At 51.7% G+C, this 23,032-nt stretch carries 22 protein-coding genes, 1 tRNA gene and 1 other annotated feature; of the genes, 10 read left to right on the top strand and 13 right to left on the bottom strand.

Annotated elements, in window-relative coordinates; all coding sequences use genetic code 11:
• Positions 1–30: 30 nt before the first annotated feature.
• Positions 31–2,565: a preprotein translocase subunit SecA gene (gene secA, locus ACLGL1_RS02800; RefSeq protein ID WP_411007275.1), complete on the bottom strand. Its 2,535-nt coding sequence runs from the start codon at positions 2,563–2,565 to the stop codon at positions 31–33.
• Between the two features lie 283 nt (positions 2,566–2,848).
• Between secA and ACLGL1_RS02795 the strand changes: the two genes are divergently transcribed.
• Entirely contained in the window at positions 2,849–3,190 is a 342-nt protein-coding gene (locus ACLGL1_RS02795) for an ArsR/SmtB family transcription factor (RefSeq protein ID WP_411007274.1), read from the top strand.
• Positions 3,191–3,303: 113 nt separating this feature from the next.
• The gene (gene hpf / locus ACLGL1_RS02790; protein ID WP_411007273.1) at positions 3,304–3,876 is read left to right on the top strand and encodes a ribosome hibernation-promoting factor, HPF/YfiA family; all 573 of its coding nucleotides are present in this window, start codon (positions 3,304–3,306) and stop codon (positions 3,874–3,876) included.
• A gap of 142 nt (positions 3,877–4,018) precedes the next feature.
• Here hpf and coaD read toward each other — a convergent pair whose 3' ends face one another.
• The 3 genes from coaD to ACLGL1_RS02775 are packed head-to-tail and all read right to left on the bottom strand — an operon-like array spanning position 4,019 to position 8,528.
• Positions 4,019–4,549, bottom strand: coding sequence for a pantetheine-phosphate adenylyltransferase (gene coaD, locus ACLGL1_RS02785; protein ID WP_411007272.1), 531 nt, complete (start codon positions 4,547–4,549; stop codon positions 4,019–4,021).
• An 8-nt stretch (positions 4,550–4,557) separates the two neighbouring features.
• Positions 4,558–5,040, bottom strand: coding sequence for a phosphatidylglycerophosphatase A (locus ACLGL1_RS02780; protein ID WP_411007271.1), 483 nt, complete (start codon positions 5,038–5,040; stop codon positions 4,558–4,560).
• Positions 5,040–8,528 (bottom strand): DNA polymerase III subunit alpha, encoded by a 3,489-nt coding sequence (locus ACLGL1_RS02775; protein WP_411007270.1) that lies wholly within the window; start codon positions 8,526–8,528, stop codon positions 5,040–5,042. The genes ACLGL1_RS02780 and ACLGL1_RS02775 overlap by 1 nt, the downstream gene beginning before the upstream one ends.
• Before the next feature lie 236 nt (positions 8,529–8,764).
• Positions 8,765–9,008: a binding site (T-box leader), on the top strand.
• Positions 9,009–9,099: 91 nt separating this feature from the next.
• On the opposite strand from ACLGL1_RS02775, the gene ACLGL1_RS02770 reads away from it, so the two are divergent.
• From ACLGL1_RS02770 to leuB, 4 genes are read left to right on the top strand one after another with little or no spacing between them, the layout of a single operon-like run.
• On the top strand, positions 9,100–10,629 hold the full coding sequence (locus tag ACLGL1_RS02770; protein ID WP_411007269.1) for a 2-isopropylmalate synthase: 1,530 nt from the start codon (positions 9,100–9,102) through the stop codon (positions 10,627–10,629).
• A gap of 20 nt (positions 10,630–10,649) precedes the next feature.
• Entirely contained in the window at positions 10,650–11,927 is a 1,278-nt protein-coding gene (leuC, locus tag ACLGL1_RS02765) for a 3-isopropylmalate dehydratase large subunit (RefSeq protein WP_411007268.1), read from the top strand.
• A 13-nt stretch (positions 11,928–11,940) separates the two neighbouring features.
• The gene (gene leuD, locus ACLGL1_RS02760; protein ID WP_408977369.1) at positions 11,941–12,432 is read left to right on the top strand and encodes a 3-isopropylmalate dehydratase small subunit; all 492 of its coding nucleotides are present in this window, start codon (positions 11,941–11,943) and stop codon (positions 12,430–12,432) included.
• 11 nt (positions 12,433–12,443) lie between these two features.
• A complete protein-coding gene (leuB, locus tag ACLGL1_RS02755; protein WP_411007267.1) occupies positions 12,444–13,514 on the top strand; it encodes a 3-isopropylmalate dehydrogenase in 1,071 nt (356 codons plus the stop codon).
• Between the two features lie 320 nt (positions 13,515–13,834).
• On the opposite strand, the gene ACLGL1_RS02750 is transcribed toward leuB, so the two are convergent.
• The 5 genes from ACLGL1_RS02750 to ACLGL1_RS02730 all read right to left on the bottom strand — a co-directional run bounded on the left by ACLGL1_RS02750 (position 13,835) and on the right by ACLGL1_RS02730 (position 16,871).
• Entirely contained in the window at positions 13,835–14,077 is a 243-nt protein-coding gene (locus ACLGL1_RS02750; RefSeq protein WP_411007266.1) for a hypothetical protein, read from the bottom strand.
• A gap of 521 nt (positions 14,078–14,598) precedes the next feature.
• Positions 14,599–14,913: a YjcQ family protein gene (locus ACLGL1_RS02745; protein WP_411007265.1), complete on the bottom strand. Its 315-nt coding sequence runs from the start codon at positions 14,911–14,913 to the stop codon at positions 14,599–14,601.
• 15 nt (positions 14,914–14,928) lie between these two features.
• Complete coding sequence (locus ACLGL1_RS02740; protein WP_411007264.1) at positions 14,929–15,132, bottom strand: hypothetical protein; 204 nt, start codon at positions 15,130–15,132, stop codon at positions 14,929–14,931.
• Positions 15,129–16,460, bottom strand: a complete 1,332-nt coding sequence (locus tag ACLGL1_RS02735) for a phage minor capsid protein (RefSeq protein WP_411007263.1) — start codon at positions 16,458–16,460, stop codon at positions 15,129–15,131. Before ACLGL1_RS02735 ends, ACLGL1_RS02740 begins: the two co-directional genes overlap by 4 nt.
• A gap of 338 nt (positions 16,461–16,798) precedes the next feature.
• Positions 16,799–16,871 (bottom strand) — tRNA-Ala (locus tag ACLGL1_RS02730).
• Positions 16,872–17,365: 494 nt separating this feature from the next.
• Between ACLGL1_RS02730 and nadA the strand changes: the two genes are divergently transcribed.
• From nadA to ACLGL1_RS02710, 4 genes are read left to right on the top strand one after another with little or no spacing between them, the layout of a single operon-like run.
• Positions 17,366–17,758, top strand: a complete 393-nt coding sequence (gene nadA, locus ACLGL1_RS02725; RefSeq protein WP_411007262.1) for a quinolinate synthase NadA — start codon at positions 17,366–17,368, stop codon at positions 17,756–17,758.
• 24 nt (positions 17,759–17,782) lie between these two features.
• Positions 17,783–18,640 carry a carboxylating nicotinate-nucleotide diphosphorylase gene (gene nadC, locus ACLGL1_RS02720; protein WP_411007261.1) on the top strand — a complete coding sequence of 286 codons (858 nt, stop codon included), beginning with the start codon at positions 17,783–17,785 and terminating at the stop codon, positions 18,638–18,640.
• On the top strand, positions 18,627–19,142 hold the full coding sequence (locus ACLGL1_RS02715; protein WP_411007260.1) for a transcription repressor NadR: 516 nt from the start codon (positions 18,627–18,629) through the stop codon (positions 19,140–19,142). Before nadC ends, ACLGL1_RS02715 begins: the two co-directional genes overlap by 14 nt.
• 16 nt (positions 19,143–19,158) lie before the next feature.
• Positions 19,159–19,962: an aspartate dehydrogenase domain-containing protein gene (locus tag ACLGL1_RS02710; protein ID WP_411007259.1), complete on the top strand. Its 804-nt coding sequence runs from the start codon at positions 19,159–19,161 to the stop codon at positions 19,960–19,962.
• Positions 19,963–20,046: 84 nt separating this feature from the next.
• Here the strand turns inward: ACLGL1_RS02710 and thrC are convergent, their stop codons facing one another.
• The 4 genes from thrC to ACLGL1_RS02690 all read right to left on the bottom strand — a co-directional run bounded on the left by thrC (position 20,047) and on the right by ACLGL1_RS02690 (position 23,026).
• Positions 20,047–21,528, bottom strand: a complete 1,482-nt coding sequence (gene thrC, locus ACLGL1_RS02705) for a threonine synthase (RefSeq protein WP_411007258.1) — start codon at positions 21,526–21,528, stop codon at positions 20,047–20,049.
• Between the two features lie 3 nt (positions 21,529–21,531).
• Positions 21,532–21,852, bottom strand: coding sequence for a YerC/YecD family TrpR-related protein (locus ACLGL1_RS02700; protein ID WP_411007257.1), 321 nt, complete (start codon positions 21,850–21,852; stop codon positions 21,532–21,534).
• Between the two features lie 71 nt (positions 21,853–21,923).
• Positions 21,924–22,475 carry a chromate transporter gene (locus ACLGL1_RS02695; RefSeq protein WP_411007256.1) on the bottom strand — a complete coding sequence of 184 codons (552 nt, stop codon included), beginning with the start codon at positions 22,473–22,475 and terminating at the stop codon, positions 21,924–21,926.
• The gene (locus ACLGL1_RS02690; protein ID WP_411007255.1) at positions 22,472–23,026 is read right to left on the bottom strand and encodes a chromate transporter; all 555 of its coding nucleotides are present in this window, start codon (positions 23,024–23,026) and stop codon (positions 22,472–22,474) included. The genes ACLGL1_RS02695 and ACLGL1_RS02690 overlap by 4 nt, the downstream gene beginning before the upstream one ends.
• Positions 23,027–23,032 lie beyond the last annotated feature (6 nt).

The raw sequence follows: 23,032 nt of genomic DNA, 5'->3' as shown, positions 1-23,032 counted from the left end.
ATAATTTAAATCTGATGCCTGGTGCTTAACTTAGGCATTCCGCCCGTGGCAGTGTTTGTATTTCTTGCCGCTACCACAGGGGCAGGGGTCATTCCGACCGATTTTTTGGTCTTTGACGATGGGCTGTTTTTTAGCCGGTTCTTCGTCCCCGTGGCGGGCATTTAAGATGTCGGTCCGTTCTTCAGGGGTTGTTTCCTGGACGGTTTCTTCCGGTCTGGAAACAGACACATGGTACATGAGACGGACGGTTTCGTATTGAATGTTATAGATCATGTCGTTAAACATGTCAAAGGCTTCGTTTTTGTATTCGTTGATGGGCTTGTGCTGGCCATAGGCCCGTAAGCCAATCCCGGCCCGCATTTGGTCCATGGCGTCCAGGTGGTCCATCCAGCTGGAGTCGACCGTTTGCAGGAGGACATTCCGTTCTATCTGGTGGAAGAGGTCTTCGCCGATTTCGGCCTCTTTTTCTTCATAACGGGCAATGACCCGGTCTTTTAAGAGGTCTTCGACTTCCTGCCGGCCCATTTCAACAAAGCGGTCTTTATCGACCACATCGGTTAGACCAAAGACTTCGTTGATCCGGTCTGCAAACTTATCCAGGTTCCAGCTTTCGGGGTACTCTTCCCCTTGGGCGGCTTCAGCCACCAGGCTTTCGGCAATCCGTTCAATCATGGCCCGGATGGATTCTTTCATGTTTTCGCCTTCCAGGACCTGCCGGCGCTGGGCGTAGATGATTTCACGCTGCTTGTTCATGACATCATCATATTCCAGGATATTTTTACGGACTTCAAAGTTCCGGCTTTCGACCCGTTTTTGTGATCCTTCAATGACCCGCGACACCATCCGGTTTTCAATGGGGATGGAGTCATCCATGCCGACCTTATCCATGAGGCCAGGCAGGCTTTCAGCCCCGAACCGGCGGACCAGGTCATCTTCCAGGGAAATATAAAATTGGGTGATCCCGGGGTCCCCTTGACGGCCGGCACGACCACGGAGCTGGTTGTCAATCCGGCGGGCCTCATGCCGCTCTGTGCCGATGATATAGAGCCCGTCCAACTCATCAACACCTTCACCGAGGACAATGTCCGTCCCACGACCGGCCATGTTGGTGGCGATGGTGACGGTATTCTTTTGCCCGGCTTGGGCAACGATATCTGCTTCCTGTTCGTGGAACTTGGCGTTTAAGACCTGGTGGGGAACGCCGCGCCGTTTCAAAATATCCGAAAGTTTTTCGGATTTTTCAATGGATACAGTACCCACCAGGACAGGCTCACCCTTTTTATAAAGGGCCTCAACCTTATCCGCTACGGCTTCAAACTTGCCGTCTTCGGTCCGGTAGATGATATCCGGCTTATCTTCACGGATCATGGGTTTATTGGTCGGGATAATGACAACGTCCATCCCGTAAATAGACCGGAATTCGTCTTCTTCGGTTTTAGCTGTCCCGGTCATCCCGGCCAGCTTCTTATACATCCGGAAGTAGTTCTGGAAGGTGATGGTAGCCAGGGTTTGGCTTTCTTTTTCAATCTGCACCCCTTCTTTGGCTTCAATGGCCTGGTGCAGACCTTCGCTGTACCGGCGGCCATACATAAGCCGGCCGGTGAATTCGTCAACGATGATGACTTCGCCGTCATTGACCACATAGTCCCGGTCCCGTTTCATGAGAACTTGGGCCTTCAGGGCCTGGTTCACGTGGTGGGCGATTTCCATATTGCTTTCAGCGGTCAGGGGCTCTTCAAGGCCTAGGATTTTTTCCACGTGCTCTGCCCCTTCTTCGGTCAGGGCAACGGTCTTCAGTTTTTCATCAAAGGTGTAGTCCTCTTCTTTTAACCGCCGGACCACTTGGGCCATGGGGGTGTAGAGGTCCTTGGCCTTGGCCACCGGGCCGCTGATAATAAGAGGGGTCCGGGCTTCGTCGACTAAGATAGAGTCCACTTCGTCGACGATGGCATAGTTTAAGGGCCGCTGAACCATATTTTCCACGTGCATGACCATGTTGTCACGCAGGTAATCAAAGCCGAATTCATTATTGGTCCCGTAAGTGATATCACAAGCGTAGGCGTCCCGGCGTTCTTCATAGGAAAGGCCATGAACGATGAGCCCGACACTGAGGCCTAAAAATTCATACAGGGGCCTCAGCTGCTCGGCATCACGGCTGGCTAAGTAATCGTTGACCGTAATGACATGGACGCCCTTGCCTTCCAGGGCATTCAGGTAGGCCGGCAGGGTGGCAACCAGGGTTTTACCTTCCCCGGTCTTCATTTCAGCAATCCGGCCCTGGTGTAAAACCATCCCACCCATGAGCTGGACGTCAAAGTGCCGCATCCCTAAAATCCGGGTTGAGGCTTCCCGCACCACAGCAAAGGCTTCCGGTAAAATATCATCTAAGGATTCCCCTGCCTTGAGCCGGTCTTTAAATTCCGGCGTCTTAGCCGCCAGGTCCTCATCGCTTAAGGCCTTGTAGGCATCTTCATATTGTCCCACTTCCGCAGCTCTGCGGGTTAATTTTTTGACATCCCGTTTATTATCATCGACGAGTCGACGGATTAATGTATCTATTCCCATTCCTTCACTACTTTCTTATAAATAGCTGAATTGTACTGAAACAACTGGTTCATTATACTATGAAATCCTATCCTTCACAAGCTGAGGCCCGTAAATGGCGTTTTTCCTTAATATTTTACATTTTACAGAAAACAAACTTCCACAAAAACAAACAAATAATTTAAACAATTCGCAAATCTTTTTTTTATTGTATTCGAAAAAATGCTATAATGGGCTTACTCATAAACAATCTACTATAACCTATACGAGTGATTGGGTTATTTGAACTAGGAGGAGATTTTATATGCGCCAATCACAAGCTGTTAGATATCCTCTCCCTAGATCTGAGGGAGACTTACCTTTTCGGGAAATGGCGGATGTCTTAAGATTACTGGGCAATGCCAACCGTCTCATGATTTTGAGCATCCTGGCCGAATCTCCTCAGTCCGTTACCGCCATCCATCAATTGATTAACGAACACAGCAATTTATCCCAGTCCTCCCTATCCCAACACCTAGCCCTGCTCCGGGCCTACAAGTTTGTGGATTTTGAAAAGCAGGGACAGCGGGCCACTTACTTTATTTGTAACGACCGCATTAGCGATTTATTCTATGCCTTAGAGGCTTTTTGCCAATCCGGCAATTAATTAAAGATTTCTAATTGTTTAATGTTTGCAGGTTACCTTTTGGCGGGTATAGAATATAAAAAGGATCTGTCAAGTTTTTTTATGCAGGTCCACCCAAGAAAGGATGAGGATGTATGCGACTTACAATCAAAGGCCGAAACGTTGAAGTAACAGATGCCCTACGCAGCTATGTAGAAAAGCGCTTCAGCAAGTTGGAAAAATACTTTTCCAATGAATTAGAGGGGCATGTCACCCTGCTCGTCGAAAAAGGTGACCAACGGGCGGAAGCCACCATTCCCATCAATCGCTTTATTTTGCGCGCTGAGGAGTCCAGCGCAGATATGTATGCGTCTATTGATCAAGTGGTTGATAAAATTGAACGTCAGATTCGCAAGTATAAAACGCGGATCAACCGCAAGGCCAAACAAACTGAAATTAACATTGGCGAATTAATGCGCCAAGAAGAAGCAGACCTGAAAGCAGCGCAAGCTGACCAGGCTGAAGCGGACCAGGAGGATACTGCCGATAAGATCTCCAAGGTCAAACAATTCCATGTCCGGATGATGGACCCGGAAGAAGCCATCATGCAGATGGAACTCCTTGACCACGACTTCTTCATCTTCTTAAATGCTGACAGTGACGCCATCGATGTGGTCTACCGCCGTAAGGGCGGCACCTATGGCCTCTTACAGCCGCTAATGAAATAGTTTTAGCCAAATTTAAGCAGCCGAAAGGCTGCTTTTTTTCTTGCCCGGGTGCCTATAAAAGAATAATGCCCTAAGCCTAAAAAGCTGGTCATCATCACATCCAACTTTTTAGGCTCAGGACATAGGGCCGAAAGGCCTTTAACTAAAAGCAGGTCTTTTCTGTTCCATCCGGGCAAAGCCGGCCCCTGCCATCAGAATAGCCGTATTTTTCCCGCAGGGCTTCTGCCACCCCGCAGGGCACAAAGGCGGACACATCCCCGTCCAGCTCAGCAATGTTGCGAATCATACTGGAACTGACAAATGAGAACTCCGGTGCCGCCGTCAGGTAAACCGTGTCGATACTGGGACAAAGGTACTTGTTAAAAGAGGCCATCTGCATTTCGTATTCAAAGTCGGTAATAACCCGCAGGCCCCTTAAAATACCTACTGCCCCCTTTTCTTTGGCAAAGTCCACCAAGAGGCCGTCAAAGGCTTCGACAGTAACATTGGGGATACAGCGCACAGCATCCTCCAAGAGGATGAGCCGCTCTTCGGTGGTGAAGAGGGTATTTTTATAGTTCTGCCGGGCTACCGCTACGTAAACGTGTTCAAATAGGCGGGCCCCCCGTTCTAAAACAGATAAATGGCCATTGGTTACCGGATCAAAGGTGCCGGAGTAAACTGCAATTTTCATAAGTCACCTCATTTACTGTTATGTGCGATGCGGGCGGCTGCCGCGGCGGCCACTGCACCAATCAAGTCATCAGAAAAGGTATGCACATGGGTAGGATGACCATCTAAATGGCCGATGATGCCCGGTTTTTGCTTGTCTAAATAGCCAAAGTTGGTGACCCCGATGGTCCCGTAAATATTGGCAATGGACATGGCCAGGGCCTCATCAATGCCAAAGAGGCCCTCGTCGTTTTCGACGGCCTCCTGGAGTCCTTCCGGCATGAGCCCCTGCTCACAGCACTCATCTAAAAAGAGGCCGGTTAAGATGGCAAACTGGACATCCTGCTTATTTAAAACCGCTTCTACCGCTACAGTACAATCGGCTAGGGTTAGGCGGGGAAAGTATTTATTCTGTAAATCATAAACGAGGGCAGCGATGTCCTCACAATCGATCCCCCGCGCCTGCAATTTGGCGACAGCTGCCTGCCGCAAGTTAAAACGTTCTTCGGCCATTAGGCACCTCCCCGGTGTTCGGTAAATGTGACGTCATCATATGGTAGGTATAAGCGTAGTTCCTTCAGGACCGATTCTGAAGCATCTACATTATAGGCCGGATCCAGGCGCACCAGCTTCTTGTCACCGGGATAGTAAAAGTAGACCGGTCGCCGGCCGGGATGCCCCTTAAGCACTGCCAATAAGTCCCCTTCCTGGCTCCGGCTGTGGACCTTGACAAAAAGGGCCAGGGGCTTATCTGCCTGCTCGGTTGTCTGGGCCGCCGGCGCTGCAGCCGGGGCCTCTTTTTTTGCTGCCGGTCCCAGCTCGCTTAGGGGGCGGATATCATTCACGAAGCACTTCTTCTCATCTTCTTCCGCCTGGTACTTACCGCTGACCAGGACAATTTCCCCGTCTTCCAGGTGCCGCCTTACGGCCCCGAGTGACCGGGGGAAGACCAGGAGGTTCAGGCTGCCGGTCTCATCTTCCAGCTCAGCATAGGCCATCAGGTCGCCCTTTTTGGTGGTCTGAAAGCGGACCCCGCTTAAAATCCCGCCCAGGGTAATGTACTGGCCATCCATTTGGTCATTTAAGTCACTGACTGTCCCTGACCGATGGGCCCGGAGGGTCTGCCGGTAGTCATCCAGGGGGTGGCCGCTGATATAAATACCCAGGAGCTCCTTTTCCATCCGGAGCTGGTCAGCCTTGTCATAGTCTGGGATATCCGGCAGGGGAATGGCTGCCAATTGTGCGGCCGGGTCAATATCTGCCACGTCAAAAAGAGAAACCTGGTTGGAATGGGTGGCCTTCTGCAGGGCCTGGGCCTCAAGGACGCAGTCATTTAAAATGGCCAGGAGGGCCCGCTTGTTGGGCGTGATTTCCTGGAAGGCCCCGCCTCGGATCAGGCTCTCTAGAACCCGTTTATTGACGCCTTGGGACAGGTCCACCCGTTGGCAAAAGTCCTGGAGGGACTGGAAGGGGCCACCGGTCTCCCTGGCCTCTGTAATGGCCTCGATCGGGCCGTCACCGACCCCTCGGATGGCCTTTAAGCCAAAGCGGATGCCTTCGGCGGTCACCGTAAAGCCCTTGCCGCTTTCATTGATATCCGGTGGCAGGACGGGAATGCCCAGGTCCACGCATTCTTTAATGTAAAAGGTCACCTTGTCGGCATTATCCACAAAGGAATTTAAGAGCTCCGCCATGAATTCAGCCGGATAATGGCATTTGAGCCAGGCCGTTTGGAAGGCCAAGACCCCATAGGCGGCACTGTGACTCTTATTGAAGCCGTAACCGGCAAAGTATTCAATCAAGGAAAAGATATGGGCCGCTTGCTCGCGGCTGACGCCATTTTTTAGGGCCCCCTCTATAAACTGGGTCCGGAAGCCTTCAATAATTTCCGGCTTTTTCTTCCCCATGGCCCGGCGGAGCATATCTGCCTCGCCCAGAGAAAAGCCGGATAGGCGGCTGGCAATTTGCATAACCTGTTCCTGGTAGAGGATGACCCCATAGGTTGGGCGGAGAATGTCTTCCAGGAGCATGTGGGGGTATTCAATGTCCTTTTCCCCATGCTTACGAGCAATAAAGTCATCAACCATCCCGCTACCCAAGGGACCCGGCCGATAAAGGGCCACCAGGGCAATGATGTCTTCCAGGGAGTTGGGCTTTAGGTCCTTCAAGACCACCCGGAGGCCGCTGCCTTCCAATTGGAAGACCCCCAGAGAGTCCCCTTTGGATAGCATTTCATAGGTGGGTGGGTCATTTTCATCGATGGTCTGAAAGTCAATTTTTTGGCCATGTCGTTTTTCAATGAGTTCGATGGTTTTATTGACCACCGTCAGGGTCCGCAGGCCGAGGAAGTCCATTTTCAGAAGGCCAATCTCCTCTACCTCGTCCTTGGAAAACTGGGTAATCACCGACCCATCATCCCCGCCGGTCTGGAGGGGTAGATAATGGGTCATAGGTTCTCGGCTAATCACTACCCCGGCGGCATGGGTCCCGGCATGGCGGGGCAGGCCCTCCAACCGCTGGGCCATCCGGATCATCTTATCAATCTGGTCATCGTCAGCCATGGCCTGGCGGAGGTCCGGGGCGGCACTGAGGGCCTTGTCGATGGTCATCCCCAGCTCTAAGGGGATGAGCTTGCAAACCCGGTTAACGGTCGACAGGGGGACATTCATGACTCGGCCCACATCTCGAACAGCGCCCCGGGCGGCCATGGTCCCAAAGGTGATAATCTGCGATACATGGTCAGCCCCGTATTTCCGGGTCACATAGTCAATGACCTCGCCCCGCCGTTCATAGCAAAAATCGATATCGATATCGGGCATGTTGACCCGTTCCGGGTTCAAAAATCGTTCAAAGAGAAGGTTATACTTAATGGGGTCTACCGCTGTAATACCCAGGGCATAGGCCACCAGGCTCCCGGCCGCCGACCCCCGGCCCGGACCTACATAAATGCCCTTCCGCTTGGCGTAATCGACAAAGTCCCATACAATGAGGAAGTAGGCCTCATAGCCCATCCGGCCAATAACGGAAAGCTCCTTATCCAGCCGCTCTAAAAGGGGGGCATCGACGGTCTCATAGTGGTCAGCCAGACCGTCCAGGCACAACTTTTTGAGATAGTCTGGGATGGTATAGCCTTCCGGCACATCAAAGTAGGGCATGTGGTTACAGCCAAAGGTAAAGTCAAACTGGCACCGGTCTGCAATGGCAACGGTCCGGTCCAAGGCAGCTTCCTGGTTGGGAAAGGCGGCCAACATCTCATCATAACTTTTCAAATAGAATTCATTATTATCAAACCGCATCCGGTCCGGCTCATCCAGGGTCTTGCCTGTTTGGATACAGAGCATTACATCCTGGACTTCCGCATCTTCCCGCTTAATGTAGTGGTTATCATTGGTGCAAACCAGGTCGAGGTCCAGCTCCTTACCCAGGCGGATCAAGGCATCGTTAACGACCTGCTGCTCAGGCAGGCCATGATTTTGTAATTCTAAAAAGAAGTGATCCCGGCCGAAGGTTTCCTTGTACCATAAGGCCGCTTCCCGGGCAGCGGCCTCATTCCCGTCCATAATCATCTGGGGGAGTTCGCCACCCAGGCAGGCCGATAAGCAGATGAGGCCCTCATGGTGCTTGGCCAGGAGGTCTCGGTCAATCCTGGGCTTGTAATAAAAGCCCTCCAGGTAGGATTGGGTCACCAGCTGGCAGAGGTTGTGGTAGCCCTGGTCATTTTCAACGAGCAGGATCAGGTGATAGGGTTTTTCATCCCGGCCGCTTTCTTTTTGAAAGCGAGACCGCCGGGCCACATAGACCTCACAGCCGATAATAGGTTTAATCCCATGGGCCTGGCAGCTTTTATAAAATTGAACGGCGCCGTACATCACCCCATGGTCGGTGATGGCCAGCGCCGGCATACCCAGCTCCGCTGCTCGCTTCACCTCATCTTCTACGCGCCCGGCGCCATCCAGCAGGCTAAAAGCGGTATGATTGTGTAAATGAACAAAGGGCTTCATATGCGTCCTTTCTTTGACAGGCCTTCATCAGTACTTCACTACAAAATCACAAGTTATCATTACCTGTGATTATATCAAAGGGCTAGGCCCAATTCAATCATCGGTCTGGCCGCCGATTCCTAAGTAAACAAAGGTAGCTGACGGGACCATAAGGTCAGCTTAGGCGGATTTATTTAACTTTTTCTAATAAAAGGCTTGACATGGTACAGTTGAACCGTTAATATGTGTATTATATAACAAAAGCATTGATGAGGACTTATCCTTAGGAAAGCCTTTACAGAGAGTCGTTGGCCGGTGGAAAACGACAAGGCGGATAGGGAGACTCCCCTCTGAGCAGCCGACTGAACAGCCCAGCTAAGTAGGAAGGACGGCCTCTCTACCGTTATCTTGAGAACACATTCGCTACGGCCGATGTGATAAAGGGGAAGATGATTATCTTCAAATAGAGTGGTACCGCGAGCCCAAGACCTCGTCTCTACATGTAGAGACGGGGTCTTTTTTACGCCTACCACCCACAACGCCTAGCAAAATCCCTATTATATAGAAGAGCAAAGAAAGTGAGGAATCTACTATGAAACAAATTCGTATTTTTGATACCACCTTGCGTGACGGTGAGCAATCCCCCGGCTGCAGTATGAATTTAAAGGAAAAGCTGCAGTTAGCGGCCCAAATAGATGAATTAGGCGTAGATTGCATTGAAGCAGGCTTCGCTGCCTCCTCTCCGGAAGACTTCCGGTCTGTCAATGAAATCGCCAAGTCCGTTAAAAATGCCTATGTCGTCTCCTTGGCCCGGGCCTTGAAAAGCGACATTGACAAGGCCTATGAAGCAGTTCAACACGCTGCCAAGCCGATGATTCACACCTTCATCGCTACCAGCGATATCCATATGGAATACAAGCTGAAAATGACCCCTGACCAGGTCTTGGACAAGGTCACTGAAGCCGTCTCCTATGCCAAGTCCAAGTGCGACCAGGTTGAGTTCTCTGCTGAAGATGCCAGCCGGACCCGGCCGGAATTCCTCTGGGAAGTGTGCCAGAGAGCCGTTGACGCCGGCGCCAGTGTCATCAACTTGCCTGATACCGTTGGCTATGCCACCCCGGCTGAAATGACCGCCATGATTAAGGGCGTTAAAGACCATGTCAAAGGCATTGACGATGTCATCATTTCCACCCACTGCCATAATGACCTGGGCCTGGCCTTGGCCAACTCCTTGGCCGCCATCGAAGCCGGCGCCCGCCAAGTGGAATGCACCATCAACGGCATTGGCGAACGGGCCGGTAACTGTGCCCTTGAAGAAGTCGCCATGATCTTGAAGACCCGCCATGACTATTACCAGGCCAGCTGCCGGATCGATACCAAGCAAATCTATCGAACCAGCCGGATGCTGTCTGCCATTATCGGGGTACCTGTTGCCCCGACCAAGCCCATTGTCGGGAAAAACGTCTTCGCCCACGAGTCCGGCATCCACCAGCATGGGGTCTTGTCCAACAAGTCCACCTATGAAATTATGTCCAGAAAAGACATCGGCTATCCAGAACAACGGATGGTCTTAGGAAAACACTCCGGCCGCCATGCCTTTAAGGCCGAAGTGGCAAATATGGGCTACCACTTAACGGAAGAAGAGCTGAACGAGGCCTTCCACCGCTTCAAGGACTTGGCCGACAAGAAAAAAGACATTAGCGACCGGGATATTGAATCCGTTATCATGGGCCAGCAGAGCAGTCAAATCACCCCCTACTACAGCTTAAAAGCCTTCAATGCCAATGTCGGGTCTCTGGTTTCTGCCATGGCCTGTGTCCAATTGAACCACGAAGAAGATAAGTCCGTCATTGAACAAGTGGCCAAAGGCGACGGCCCCATCGATGCCGCCTATTCCGCCATTAACGATATTATTGGGGTAGATGCCCAATTGGAAAGCTACCAAATCAACTCTATTTCCGAAGGGGTCGATGCCCAAGGGGAGGCCTTGATCAAACTCTCCTGTGACGGCAAGTACTACACCGGCCGGGCTACCAGCACCAATATTATTGACGCCAGCTTAATGGCCTATATCAACGGGGTTAACCAAATCATCAGCCGCAATAAAAGCGAGCAAATTTAATTGCGAAAGGAAGCATGACTATGTCCAACCAACGTCCCATGACGATGACCGAAAAAATATTAGCTGCCCATGCCCATGTCCCCTCTGTCCGCCCAGGTGAACTCATTCTGGCGGACATAGACCTGGTATTAAGTAACGATATTACCTCCCCGGTCAGTATTGATGTCTTTGAAAAAGCCGGCTTCGACCAAGTTTTTGACCCGGATAAAATCACCATGGTCATGGACCATTTTGTCCCCAACAAAGACATCCAGTCTGCCCAGCAGGCCAAACGGACCCGCGAATTTTGTAAAAAGCATGCCATCAAACAATTCTTTGACGCCGGCCGGATGGGCATTGAGCACGCCCTCCTCCCAGAGCGGGGTATGGTACGGCCGGGCATGATTGTCATCGGGGCCGATTCCCACACCTGCACCTATGGGGCCATTGGCGCCTTTAGTACCGGGGTTGGGTCAACGGACGTTGCCGCTGCTTGGCGGACCGGTAAGGCCTGGTTGCGGGTGCCTGAAACCATCCGCTTTGAATTAAAGGGTGAATTGCAGCCCTGGGTCTCCGGTAAGGACATTATCCTTCACATTATCGGTAAAATCGGCGTAGACGGTGCCCGGTACAAGTCTATGGAGTTCACCGGCCCCGGGGTCTCCTCCCTGAGCGTTGATGACCGCTTCTCCATGGCCAACATGGCCATTGAAGCCGGCGCTAAAAACGGGATTTTTGCCGTCGATGAAGCCGCTGAAGCCTACGTTGCCGACCGCACCGACGTCCCCTACACCGTCTACCAGCCCGATGAAGACGCCGAATACAGCCAGGTCATTGAGATTGACCTCTCCAGCCTGGAAGTCACCGTTGCCTTCCCCCACCTGCCCTCCAATACCCGCACCTTTAGCGAGATTGAAGAGGATATCCCCATCCACCAGGTGGTCATCGGTTCCTGCACCAATGGCAAGCTGTCTGACTTAGCCATTGCCGCCGACCTGATTAAGGGCAAGCAGGTCGCTGACGGGGTCCGAATGATTGTCATCCCGGCCACCCAGAAGATTTACCTGGAAGCGGTGGAAAAAGGCTATGCCCAGGCCTTTGTAGAAGCAGGCGCCGTCTTTTCCACCCCGACCTGTGGCCCCTGCTTAGGTGGTCATATGGGGATCCTGGCTGAACATGAACGCTGTGTAGCCACCACCAACCGTAACTTTGTCGGCCGGATGGGCCATCCCTCATCCGAAGTTTACCTGGCTTCCCCGGCAGTGGCTGCGGCCAGTGCCATCACAGGTAAAATCACCTCACCGACAGAATTAAACTAAAGGAGGCTGCACCATGAGCGGAAAAGTATATAAATATGCAGACAATGTGGACACGGATGTTATCATTCCGGCCCGCTATTTAACCACATCCAATCCGGATGAATTGGCCAAGCACTGTATGGTCGATATTGACGCCGACTTTGCCGATACCGTCAAGGAAGGCGATATCATCGTGGCCGGCCAGAACTTTGGCTGTGGGTCTTCCCGGGAACACGCCCCGATTGCCATCAAGGCCAGCGGTATTTCCTGCGTTATCGCCCGCACCTTTGCCCGGATTTTCTACCGCAACGCCATCAACATCGGCCTGGCCATCATCGAATGCGATGAAGCCGTGGACCGAATCGAGGCCGGCGATGAAGTCCAGGTCAACTTGCAAACCGGCGAAATCAAGAACATCACCAAAAATGAAAGTTACCAGGCCCCACCTTTCCCGGCCTTTATCCAGGAAATCATTCAAGATGGCGGCTGGATTAACTATATTCAAAAAGGCAAGGTCCAAGCCTAGAAAGGAGCCTTATGGAAAAAACAATTGCAGTCTTACCCGGCGATGGCATTGGCCCAGAGATTATCCAACAAGCCGTTAAGGTCCTCCAGGCCGTCGCCGACAAGTACCAACACAGCTTTCACATCCAGGAGTACGCCTTTGGCGGCGCTGCCATCGACCGCCACGGCCAGCCCTTGCCGGACGAAACCCTGGCCGCCTGCCAAGCAGCCGATGCCGTCCTCATGGGGGCCGTTGGCGGTCCCAAGTGGGATGACGTCCCCAAGGAAATCCGCCCGGAGAAGGGCCTCCTGGCCCTCCGCAAGCGTCTGGGCCTCTATGCCAACTTGCGCCCTTCCCGGCTCTTTTCCCAACTAAAAGCCGCCTCTCCTTTACGGGCAGACATTAGCGAACAGGGCTTTGACTTTGTCATCGTCAGAGAACTGACCGGCGGTATATACTTCGGCAACCACCGCACCTTCGAGGAAGATGGCCAAACCTATGCCGAGGACAACCTGCGCTATTCTGAAGCAGAAATCCGCCGGATCCTGACCGTAGCCTTTACCACCGCCCAAAAGCGACAGAAAAAGCTCTGCCTGGTGGATAAGGCCAATGTCCTCGACTCTTCCAAGCTCTGGCGAAAAATTTGCCAGACCATGGCCTCAGACTACCCCGATGTAAACGTCAACTACATGTATGTCGATAACGCCGCCATGCAGATTGTTGGGAACCCGGGCCAGTTTGACACCATCGTCACTGAAAATATGTTCGGGGATATTTTATCCGACGTGGCCAGCATGATTACCGGCTCCATCGGCATGATCCCCTCTGCCTCCATGGCAGATGGCAGCTTTGGCCTTTACGAGCCCATCCACGGGTCTGCCCCAGATATTGCCGGTCAAAACATCGCCAACCCCATCGGGACCATCCTCTCTGCCGCCATGATGTTGGACTACTCCCTGGGCCTTTCCGAAGAAGCCAGGGCCATTGAAAAAGCCGTCGACCAACTCTTAGACCAAGGCTACCGGAGCGCAGACACCCTCACCCCCGGCATGCAGGAACTCAGCTGCAGTGCCATCGGTGACTATATCGCTCAAGCCATTTAATGAAAAGGGGCTGTTGCAAAATAGCCCCTCCAACAAACAAAGTCCCAGCTCAAAACAGTGAGGAGGGACTTTGTTTATGGATATATCCATGTAAGCTTATAACATGTAAGCTTATAATATATAGCTAAGGAGAATTTTATAAATCAATTAGGGCTAAGTTTGTCTATAAGCAAGGAGCTGTGCCGAATGATTTTACTCATTCTGACACAGCCCCTTTTTATGTCTTTTTTCCATAATCAAGATCACCTATACGTCTCCCTAAGGGACTGCTTCGAACAGGTCGCAAGAATCGCGGCTACTTCTCCGCTAAAAACGACCCTTTATAAAGGATAAGTGGCCTGTCGGCCTGTTGCCGTCACAGCACCGGTCCCGGTTTCCAGTTGGCCCAAGAGCTTGTCCCGCAGGCCCTTCTGGATTTCACGGACAAACTTGGCGTCTACCTCCGCTTGGGTAAAGCGCTTCTCTTCGTCCTGCTGCGCCTGGTCTTCGGGGGCTTCGGTTTTTGTTTCTGCCGCCTGGTCTGCCTGTTCTTCTGCGACAGGCGTGGTTTTATCTTCGGGCATTGGTTACCTCCTTGTTAACGTCCTGTAAGACGATATCCGTCACAGTTTTCTGCCATAAGCGTTTTGGGCATAGAAAATAGACCTTTTAACGACTTGTCCAGGTCGGTATGGTATAATACTTTCGTTGTCATTACCCATTCCGGCAACGGAAGGGGGTGGTTCGCATGACAATTGCAATATCCTTTTTACTTTCCATCATAGCAGGTATAGCTTGCCACTATATCTGCAAGTGGCTAGATGGAGAGCATAGTGACAACTAGCCCAACAAAAAACCCACCGACTTGCCCTCGGTGGGTTTTTCTGTTCGCAGGACTGCAATATCCTTTTTGACAGGCGGCAAAGGCACTGTCTTATATATAGTATACCACAGCTGCTAGCTTTTTAAACCCTTTTGTGTTTTACCCTGCACGGGAGATAGTGGATCACCTCCTAGAGCTTCAGAACCATTGACTTATGTCCCATCCGCCTCACCCCCCTTTGCTGATGATTGGCATGAAAAAACCACCCTTCCAGGTGGTTGGCTATAAGATTGTGTCCGCTATGCCCTTGGCAAGGTTAGCGGCCTTTTTCATCATACTATTCTCCTGCAAGTATTGCATGCCTGCAAAAGTAATATGAACCTGGCTATCGTCCACATAGTGGACGCCATCAAAATAGCCCGTTATGCCCAGCTCCCTAATGAGGCCTTCTTCCTGCATTAACCTTAAGATATTATCCCTTTTTATGGGACTAATTCCAAGTTGTTCAGCAGAAATCCGGGTCATATCCGGTTCTGGACAGTCTAAGGCAGTGTTAAGGGTCTTTAGGATACGGTAGATGATCGTGAAGTTATTCATGTGCAAATGCGTCCATCAATCTAGAATCTCAATGCTCTCGATTTCATAGTCGTTGATTTCATAGAGTATTCCGTGTTCCCTAATGGTAATATTGTCTCGTTCATCTTCATCAGCAGGCGGCTGCCATTCAGTACAAAAGCCTTCGCTAATCATACCATTCGTCATCTTAACACGAACGTTATGTCCGGGCAGGTCCCTCAACTCTTTTCTAGGAATCATTTTAAGCCCCCTAATCTAGGTACAACATGCGTTCCTTTATCTTTTGAATAGTGGATGCTGAAATATTTTGTGCTTGCCATTTCCTCACCGTTTTCAACAACTACACCAATAAATGCATCTGCCTCAATAAACTCCTTATTTGTCCAATCTCCGCCCCCTCTGTTTCTCTTAAATTCGCCTGTGCCTGCGTACTTGTAAACCAACTCCTGGGGATCAACACCTTCAAGCAGATAGCTTTCACCTGAATAGTTGTTGTGCTCTTTTATGTGCTTCCCCTGCCGGCCTTCATGAATCTTTAAGTTATAGGCTCCGCCCTGGATAGCACGCCTTAGGCGGTTATCTTTGATTAGCAGATTTAAGCTATCCTCAGGTGACCCAAGATGATATGCGCCCTCTGCCTGTTTCTGCGCCCGCCTATGGCTCCATACGGCCTTGCTGCTTATACTTCTATTATACCCGCCAACTGCTGTCCGCTCAAGCTTGGGCCGGAGCTTGGCCGCCCTGGAAAATCTCTTGTAGGCCTCTCTTTGTCGACGCAAGCGGATGACTTGTTCAGCAACCTTGACATCCGGGGCGCCGGCTGCCTGGTAGCCGATAATGGTCCGCCGGGTTTTACGCATGGTCCGTTCCAGCTGCCTTTGTCTTTGGCTGGCTTCATAGGCGGTATAGGTCCTGCCTTCATATTCAAAGGGGGGAGGGTCTATGTTCTCCAGGTCTTTTTTGCTATAGGTCCGTTCAGATAGGCCGGGGAAATAAGGAAAAAAGGAGTGGCGGCAGTTCCAGCCACAAAGGCCGGGGCCGCTGCCATATCCTGTCACCTCAATAAAGTCCGGTAGGCCGGCTTGGTTGCCGTCTCCGGTCTTGTCTTTCTCTGCCCAATAGTAGACGCCTCCCTGCCAGTCAGCATGGCTGGGCCGGGCACCTATGTGGGCAGAGACTTCCACGTAGCAGGCGCTCATGGTATCCATGTTTAAGCTGGTGATCTCGTGGCTAATTTGGGAAAGCCCGGTCCGGAGGAGGGTCCGCACATGGCCGTCAATGGTCCGGGTGACGCCTGATTCGAAGTCATAGACCCGGACGCCGCTGGCGGCCATTTCGTGGATAATCCGCCGGTTTATTGTTTGGTAGTCATAGCTGCCGGTAAGGGTGGCAAAGATGCCGTCATTCACCCGCTTGCGGTAGTACTGGTCCAGGTCCGTAAAGCCATCTGTCGTGATAAAGCCAATGGTCCCGGACATGTTTAAAACATCTTCCTTTTTCCGGCTTTGAACCGCCTTGAGGACCTGCTGGACCTGCCTGTTGTCGTCCCAAGATGGAAGGTAAAGCAAGCCCTAACCACAGATGACCCTAGCAAAGCATCAGCGGCAGCCCAAAAACACAAAATCCAGTCGGCCCACCCCCATCGGCGCAACCGTAAAAGAAGTACAAAATAGACTAGGTTATAAATCCGTAGAAACAAGGCTGCAGATAGACACACACGTCACCGCCAAAAAGCAAAAAGAAATAGCTGCCCGCTTTGCAAAATACCTGGAATCGTTTTGGCTTAGGTTTAGATAAGAGCTTTAGAACTGAGTTTAAAACAGACCCTTTCAGTCTCATTGCATAAAAAAAGAGCCGCTCAACAGAGCGGTTCTTCTCTTACTGTACACGACAGTATTATCACTTATGGAGATAAGGGGATTCGAACCCCTGACCTTCTGAATGCCATTCAGACGCGCTCCCAACTGCGCCATATCCCCGAATAAGCTACGAGAATTATAATACCTCAATTCTAAGTAAAAAGCAAGTGTTTTTTTACCTTTTTATCATAATTTCCCTGGTAACCGGGCCCGGATCTGGCTACAAATGATAAAGGACTATAATACAGAGGGGTTCCGGTCGCAAATTTGACCGGGCAAGGTTGGAGAAGGTTGGTCTTTTAAGTGGTATGAAGACTAGCCGAAAAAACGGACTGTTGGGGTTGTTGCAAAATAGCCCCTCCAACAAACAAAGTCCCAGCTCAAAAAAATGAGGAGAGACTTTGTTTATGGATATATCCATGTAAGCTTATAATATATAGCTAAGGAGAATTTTATAAATCAATTAGGGCTAAGTTTGTCTGCAATCCAGGAGCTGTGTCGAATGATTTTACTCATTCTGACACAGCCCCCTTTTCAGGATTTATGGTATCATGGACTCTGGTAAAAGTGACTTCACAAAACCTTTACAATAAACAAGAGGATTGGAGATAGTTATGGACCAGAAAACACTGGAAAGCTTAAAGAAAGAAAAAAATGCTGTCATCCTTGCCCACTACTATGTGAGTGGGACGGTTCAAACGGCCGCTGACTATGTTGGCGATTCCTTCACCCTGGCTAAGCTGGCGACAAGGATTGATGCCAACAAAGACTTGGACCGGGAGGTCCATATCATCATCACTGAAGAAGGAATCTGCTACGAACTGGAAAAAACCTACCCGGACCGGACCTTTATCTTCCCCGATTTAATCTGTGCGGGGATGAAGCAGGTCCATCTCGATGATATCATTGATATTTTAAAAACAGGGAAAAATGAAGTCCATGTCGATCCCAGCCTGGCAGAACGGGCCAAACTCCCCCTAACCCGGATGCTGGCCATTTGTGGCTAGAATAAGCTGCAGAAAGGAGCCTCTATGACCAACCAGTTACACCATTTTTTAATCGATGACTATATCCTGGCTGCCCTCAAGGAAGACATCAATGAAGAAGATATTTCCACCAATGCAGTCATTGATGCTGAGGCCCGGGGCCAGGTCAAGCTCCTGGCCAAGGAAGAGGGGATTTTAGCCGGCCTGGCGGTTTTTGAAAGGGTCTTCACCTTATTGGATGCCGAAAGCCGTGTCGCCTTCCAGAAGGCAGATGGGGACCCGGTGCAACCGGGCGAAGTGATAGCCATCGTTTACGGGAAAATTCGCGCCCTCCTGACCGGTGAACGGGTAGCCCTGAACTTCTTGCAACGGATGAGCGGCATTGCCAGCTATACCCGCAAGATGGCCGATATCCTGGCCGGGTCAAAAACCAAGATTGTGGATACCAGAAAAACCACCCCTAACTTTCGCCTCTTTGCCAAGTATGCGGTTACCGTCGGCGGTGGGGCCAACCACCGCTATAACCTCACAGATGGGGTCCTCCTCAAGGATAACCACCTTGAGGCGGCGGGCAGCATCCAGGCCGCTGTAGACAAGGCGCGGGCCTATGCCTCCTTTGTCCGCAAAATTGAAGTAGAGGTCGAAAGCCTGGCCCAGGTCCAGGAGGCCCTCGATGCCCGGGCCGATATCATCATGCTGGATAATATGGACCCTGAGGCCATTAAGGAAGCCGTTGACCTAATCCAAGGCCGGGCCCTGGTTGAGCTTTCCGGCAATATTAGCCTGGCCAACCTCCACAAGTACAAGGACCTCGGCGCCGACCTAATTTCCAGTGGGTCCCTGACCCACTCGGCCCCGGTCCTGGACCTATCTATGAAGGAGTTATCCCATGACCATGAGTAAAAAAGACCGGCTGACGGCCTTAGAAAAGCGGTTAAAGGAGACCGACACCCCCCTGCCCGGCGATGAGCTGGCCAAGGCCTTTGATGTCTCGCGCCAGGTCATCGTCCAGGATATTGGCCTCTTAAGGGCCAAGGCGGTGCCCGTTATCGCCACCAGCCGGGGCTACTATATCGAAGTGGCCAACGGCCACCAGCGGGTCTTTAAGTGCCGGCACCGAGATGACCAGATTACAGATGAGCTCAACCTCATCGTGGACCTGGGGGCCAGCTGTGAGGATGTCTTTGTTGAACACCGTATTTATGGCAAAATCAATGCCAGGATGGATGTAAAGTCCCGCAAGGACGTGCAAAACTTCATGAATAACATCTACACCAGTGTCAGCACCCCCTTGAAGAATATCACCGATGGCTACCATTTCCACACCGTCTCTGCTGATGATGAAAAGACCTTGGACGAAGTGGAAGCTATGCTGGAAAAAGAAGGTTTTCTAGTTAAAGAATAAGTCCGGGAGGAAAAAAATGAAAGAATTAGCAGTGATTGGTTATGGTGCCTTGGGAAAAATTTTAGTATCGGCCCTCTTAGACCGACTCAGGGATGACTACCGGCTGGTCGGTATTTACGACCAGGTCTTGGAAGGGGATAGCCTCCAGATTGATGGAGAGACCATCCCCCTCTTCCCCAACTTCGATGCCCTCATCGACAGCAGGGCTGACCTGGTGGTGGAAATCGCCGGCGTTGGTGCGGTCAAGGCCTATGGGGAGGAGATTCTAAGAGCCCACAAGGACCTGGTCATTAGCTCTGTAGGGTCTCTCGCTGACGAAGCCCTCTTGGCCCAACTGGTCGAGATGGCCAAGGCCAGCGGGCAGAAGGTCCATATCACCAGTGGGGCCCTTGGCGGCTTTGACATCATGCGGACCCTCTACCTCATGGGCGGGGCGACCACTGAAGTCCAAAGTACCAAGGCCCCCAAGAGCCTGAACGGGGCCCCCTACCTAGCCGGCAAGGACCTGCCCACAGACGAAAAGGTCACCGCCTTTGAAGGCAATGCCAAGGCAGCCATCGCCGGCTTCCCGAAAAACACCAATGTCAGCGTGGCCGCCGGCCTGGTCACCTGTGGTGCCGACCAAACCCGGGTCCGCCTGGTCAGTGACCCGGAAAAATCAGGCAATACCCACCGGGTCACCGTCGAGAACCCCTCGGCCAAGGCGACCATCGAAATCAGTTCGAAGGTCGATCCCAAGAACCCCAAGTCCAGTGTCACTGCAGCCTGGAGCGTCTTAGCCCTCTTGCAGAACTTGGCCTCCCCTATCCAATTCTTTTAATACCATACAAAAAAGCCCCCAAGGCCTGGATTTTCACCGGCCCTTGGGGACTTTTCATCATGGGATTATTTATCAAGGTGGTCCTTAGGCCTTGGGTAGCAGGTCCATGAGGGTATCACGGATCTCTGCAATCTCTATGACCGGGTGGGGCCGTTCTCCGCTTTGGGAGAGCTTGGCCAGGGCCCGGTGGACCGGGGTATTGGTCACTTCAGATAATTCCTTCATCAGGTCTAAGACATTGGCCTCGGAAACATCCTTATCCGGAGCCAGGGCTTCACTGACCGCTTGAACGAACTTAAAGGGGTTGGCCGTCGCATCGACCACCACCAGGTGGTCTGCCTGGGCTGCAGCTGATACCGCAACAGCGGTATGCGGGTCCAGGAGATAGCGGCTGTCCTCAAAGACCCGAGCAATGACCTCTTTAGCGGTCTCTGCATCTGCATCGGCTGCGAGGATATCTTCGGCCATGGCTTCCTGCAGGGCCTGGGGAATGGTAAAGGTCCCGCTGGCTTTCAAGTCCTGCATCCACTGGCTGATTTGCTCCCCATCGCCGCCTGTTTTGAGGTAGAGGTAGCGTTCCAGGTTACTGGAAATCAGGATATCCATAGAGGGGCTGATGGTCCGGTAGAAGGGACGGTTGGCGTTATAGGTCCCGGTGTTAAAGAAGTCTGTCAGGACATTGTTTTCATTGGAGGCGCAAATGAGGCGACCAATGGGCAGGCCCATTTCCTTGGCGACATAGGCGGCCAGGATATTCCCAAAGTTGCCAGTCGGCACAGAAAAGTCCACCGAGTCACCGAGTTGGATCTGCTCGCGTCGGACCAGGTTCAGGTAGGCGGCCACATAGTAGACCACCTGGGGAGATAAGCGGCCCCAGTTTATGGAATTAGCTGAAGAAAATTGGTAGCCGGCCTGGTCCAGCCGCTGGATCATGTCCTGGTCGACAAAGAGGTCCTTGACGGCCGTCTGGCAGTCATCAAAGTTACCCTTTACAGCCACCACATGGGTGTTGTTGCCATCGGTCGTTGTCATCTGCAATTCCTGCATGGGGCTCACACCCTGGTCAGGGTAAAAGACAACCACCTGGGTGCCGGGGACATTCTTGAAGCCTTCCAGGGCGGCCTTACCGGTATCTCCGGAGGTGGCCACCAGGATGACTACATTTTTTTGGCAGTTATTCTTGCGTAAAGAAGTCACCAAGAGGTGGGGCATGATTTGCAGGGCTAGGTCCTTAAAGGCGGCCGTCGGCCCATGCCACAATTCTAAAATATAGCTGCCTTCCGTCAGCTTGACCAGGGGGGTCACAGACGGATGTTCAAAGTTTTCTTCATTGTAGGCTGCTTCAACACATGCAGCGACCTCTTCTTCAGTGAAGTCATCTAAAAGGAGGCCCAGAATCCACTTGGCCAGGTCCTGGTAGCTATCGTCCAGGTGGCTTTCAAAGTCAGCCAGGGCAATGGTTGGAAACTGCTCCGGCAGATAGAGGCCGCCTTCAGGGACCATCCCCCGCATAATGGCTTCAGATGCGTGAACCGCTTTACTATTTCCTCTTGTACTAATAAACATAGTTTACCCTTTCTGTTCTATTTCCCTACTATCAGTTAAGTCCAGACGGGCCAAGGCAATCCGATAGCCATTGGCCCCGTAATTCAAGCATTTCTTGACCCGGCTAATGGTTGCGGTGCTGGCCCCGGTTGTTTCGGCAATCTGCGTATAGGTTTCATCAGCAGAAAGCATCACAGCGACATCTAACCGCTGGGCAATGGCGTGTAGTTCAGAGATGGTGCAAATATCTTCAAAAAAACGATAGTATTCTTCCTGGCTTTCCAGGACAGAAATGGCTTGAAAAAGGCGGTCTAAGGATGGGTTAGCTAATTTTGATTCGTACATATGGCGCTCCTTTATGGGTTTAACGCACTAAATTAGTGTTATCATACCGTAAGGAACGAGTGGTGTCAATATTATAAAAAGCTGATCAGGATACCTAGCGCCGCTGACCCGGCGATGATTTTAATCGGGCTGATGTGGTACTTCAGCGTAGCCACTACAGCCAGGACAGCGACCGCTACCGCCAGGGCATTGCTAAAGGCGGGCAGGCCGGGAATCCTGGTAAAAAAGGCACTCTGGCCAACGGTCCAGGCCGCAAAGAAGATCATCCCCACCACCACCGGCCGGATGCCGATTAAGATCCGGTCCATAAACCTGGCCCCCCGCTTGGTATATAAGAGGCGGACCACCGTCATGACCAGGATAAAGGCAGGCAGGCACAGGGAAAAGGTGGCCACCACAGCCCCCGGTACCCCGGCTAACTTATAGCCCACGAAGGTGGCTGTATTAATGGAAATCGGCCCCGGGGTGCTTTCAGATACGGCAATAATATCCGCAAATTCAGCAATGGTAATCCAGCCTCTTTCTACAACAGAATCCTGGATGAAGGGGACAATAGCATAGCCGCCCCCAAAGCAAAAGACACCAATCATGAAAAAAATAGAAAATAGCTGCCAGTAAATCATACGGCCTCCTTTCCGACCCGGGTATAAATATAGCCGGCCAGGGCCCCAGCCAAGATGAGAAAGATGGGGTTAAAGAGGGACAGGTAGGTAAAGACGGCAGATAGGATAATCAGGCTCCAGCCAAAGACCGTCTTGAGGCTCTGCTTACCCATTTTAACAGCTGCACCGAAGACCAGGCCGGAAACAGCGGCCCGAATCATAAAGAACATGCTGGCCACGTGGGGATTATTGCGGTATTTCATAATTAAATTGGCCAAAATCATAATGATTAATAAAGAAGGTAAGATGACCCCCAAGGTGCAGACCAGGGCCCCTAAGAGCCCCTGCAGCCGGTAGCCCACCTGGGTCGCACAGTTGACGGCCATGACCCCAGGCAGGGATTGGGAAATCAGGATGATCTTGTCCATTTCCTTTTCATCGATCCACCTATGCCTTTCGCAGATATCCTCGTAAATGATCGGCAACATGGCGTAGCCGCCGCCGAAGGTAAAGGCACCAATTTTGAGGAAGACCAAGAATAATTCGCCAAGCAGGCGTCCCTGTACTTTCATGATGAC

It is taken from the genome of Peptococcus simiae (assembly GCF_046569735.1).
Lineage (GTDB): Bacteria > Bacillota > Peptococcia > Peptococcales > Peptococcaceae > Peptococcus > Peptococcus simiae_A.
The sequence above is the reverse complement of the archived record's forward strand: the minus strand, read 5'-3'. Positions and strand labels throughout refer to the sequence as shown.

Coding starts and splice junctions, on each gene's coding strand:
- coaD (WP_411007272.1), bottom strand. CDS start 4,549: ATGAAAATTGCAGTTTACTCCGGCACCTTTGATCCGGTAACCAATGGC.
- ACLGL1_RS02700 (WP_411007257.1), bottom strand. CDS start 21,852: ATGTACGAATCAAAATTAGCTAACCCATCCTTAGACCGCCTTTTTCAA.
- ACLGL1_RS02775 (WP_411007270.1), bottom strand. CDS start 8,528: ATGAAGCCCTTTGTTCATTTACACAATCATACCGCTTTTAGCCTGCTG.
- leuD (WP_408977369.1), top strand. CDS start 11,941: ATGAGCGGAAAAGTATATAAATATGCAGACAATGTGGACACGGATGTT.
- nadC (WP_411007261.1), top strand. CDS start 17,783: ATGACCAACCAGTTACACCATTTTTTAATCGATGACTATATCCTGGCT.
- hpf (WP_411007273.1), top strand. CDS start 3,304: ATGCGACTTACAATCAAAGGCCGAAACGTTGAAGTAACAGATGCCCTA.
- ACLGL1_RS02690 (WP_411007255.1), bottom strand. CDS start 23,026: ATGAAAGTACAGGGACGCCTGCTTGGCGAATTATTCTTGGTCTTCCTC.
- ACLGL1_RS02745 (WP_411007265.1), bottom strand. CDS start 14,913: ATGAATAACTTCACGATCATCTACCGTATCCTAAAGACCCTTAACACT.
- ACLGL1_RS02710 (WP_411007259.1), top strand. CDS start 19,159: ATGAAAGAATTAGCAGTGATTGGTTATGGTGCCTTGGGAAAAATTTTA.
- ACLGL1_RS02750 (WP_411007266.1), bottom strand. CDS start 14,077: ATGCCCGAAGATAAAACCACGCCTGTCGCAGAAGAACAGGCAGACCAG.
- thrC (WP_411007258.1), bottom strand. CDS start 21,528: ATGTTTATTAGTACAAGAGGAAATAGTAAAGCGGTTCACGCATCTGAA.
- ACLGL1_RS02795 (WP_411007274.1), top strand. CDS start 2,849: ATGCGCCAATCACAAGCTGTTAGATATCCTCTCCCTAGATCTGAGGGA.
- nadA (WP_411007262.1), top strand. CDS start 17,366: ATGGACCAGAAAACACTGGAAAGCTTAAAGAAAGAAAAAAATGCTGTC.
- leuC (WP_411007268.1), top strand. CDS start 10,650: ATGTCCAACCAACGTCCCATGACGATGACCGAAAAAATATTAGCTGCC.
- ACLGL1_RS02770 (WP_411007269.1), top strand. CDS start 9,100: ATGAAACAAATTCGTATTTTTGATACCACCTTGCGTGACGGTGAGCAA.
- leuB (WP_411007267.1), top strand. CDS start 12,444: ATGGAAAAAACAATTGCAGTCTTACCCGGCGATGGCATTGGCCCAGAG.
- ACLGL1_RS02715 (WP_411007260.1), top strand. CDS start 18,627: ATGACCATGAGTAAAAAAGACCGGCTGACGGCCTTAGAAAAGCGGTTA.
- ACLGL1_RS02695 (WP_411007256.1), bottom strand. CDS start 22,475: ATGATTTACTGGCAGCTATTTTCTATTTTTTTCATGATTGGTGTCTTT.
- ACLGL1_RS02740 (WP_411007264.1), bottom strand. CDS start 15,132: ATGATTCCTAGAAAAGAGTTGAGGGACCTGCCCGGACATAACGTTCGT.
- secA (WP_411007275.1), bottom strand. CDS start 2,565: ATGGGAATAGATACATTAATCCGTCGACTCGTCGATGATAATAAACGG.
- ACLGL1_RS02780 (WP_411007271.1), bottom strand. CDS start 5,040: ATGGCCGAAGAACGTTTTAACTTGCGGCAGGCAGCTGTCGCCAAATTG.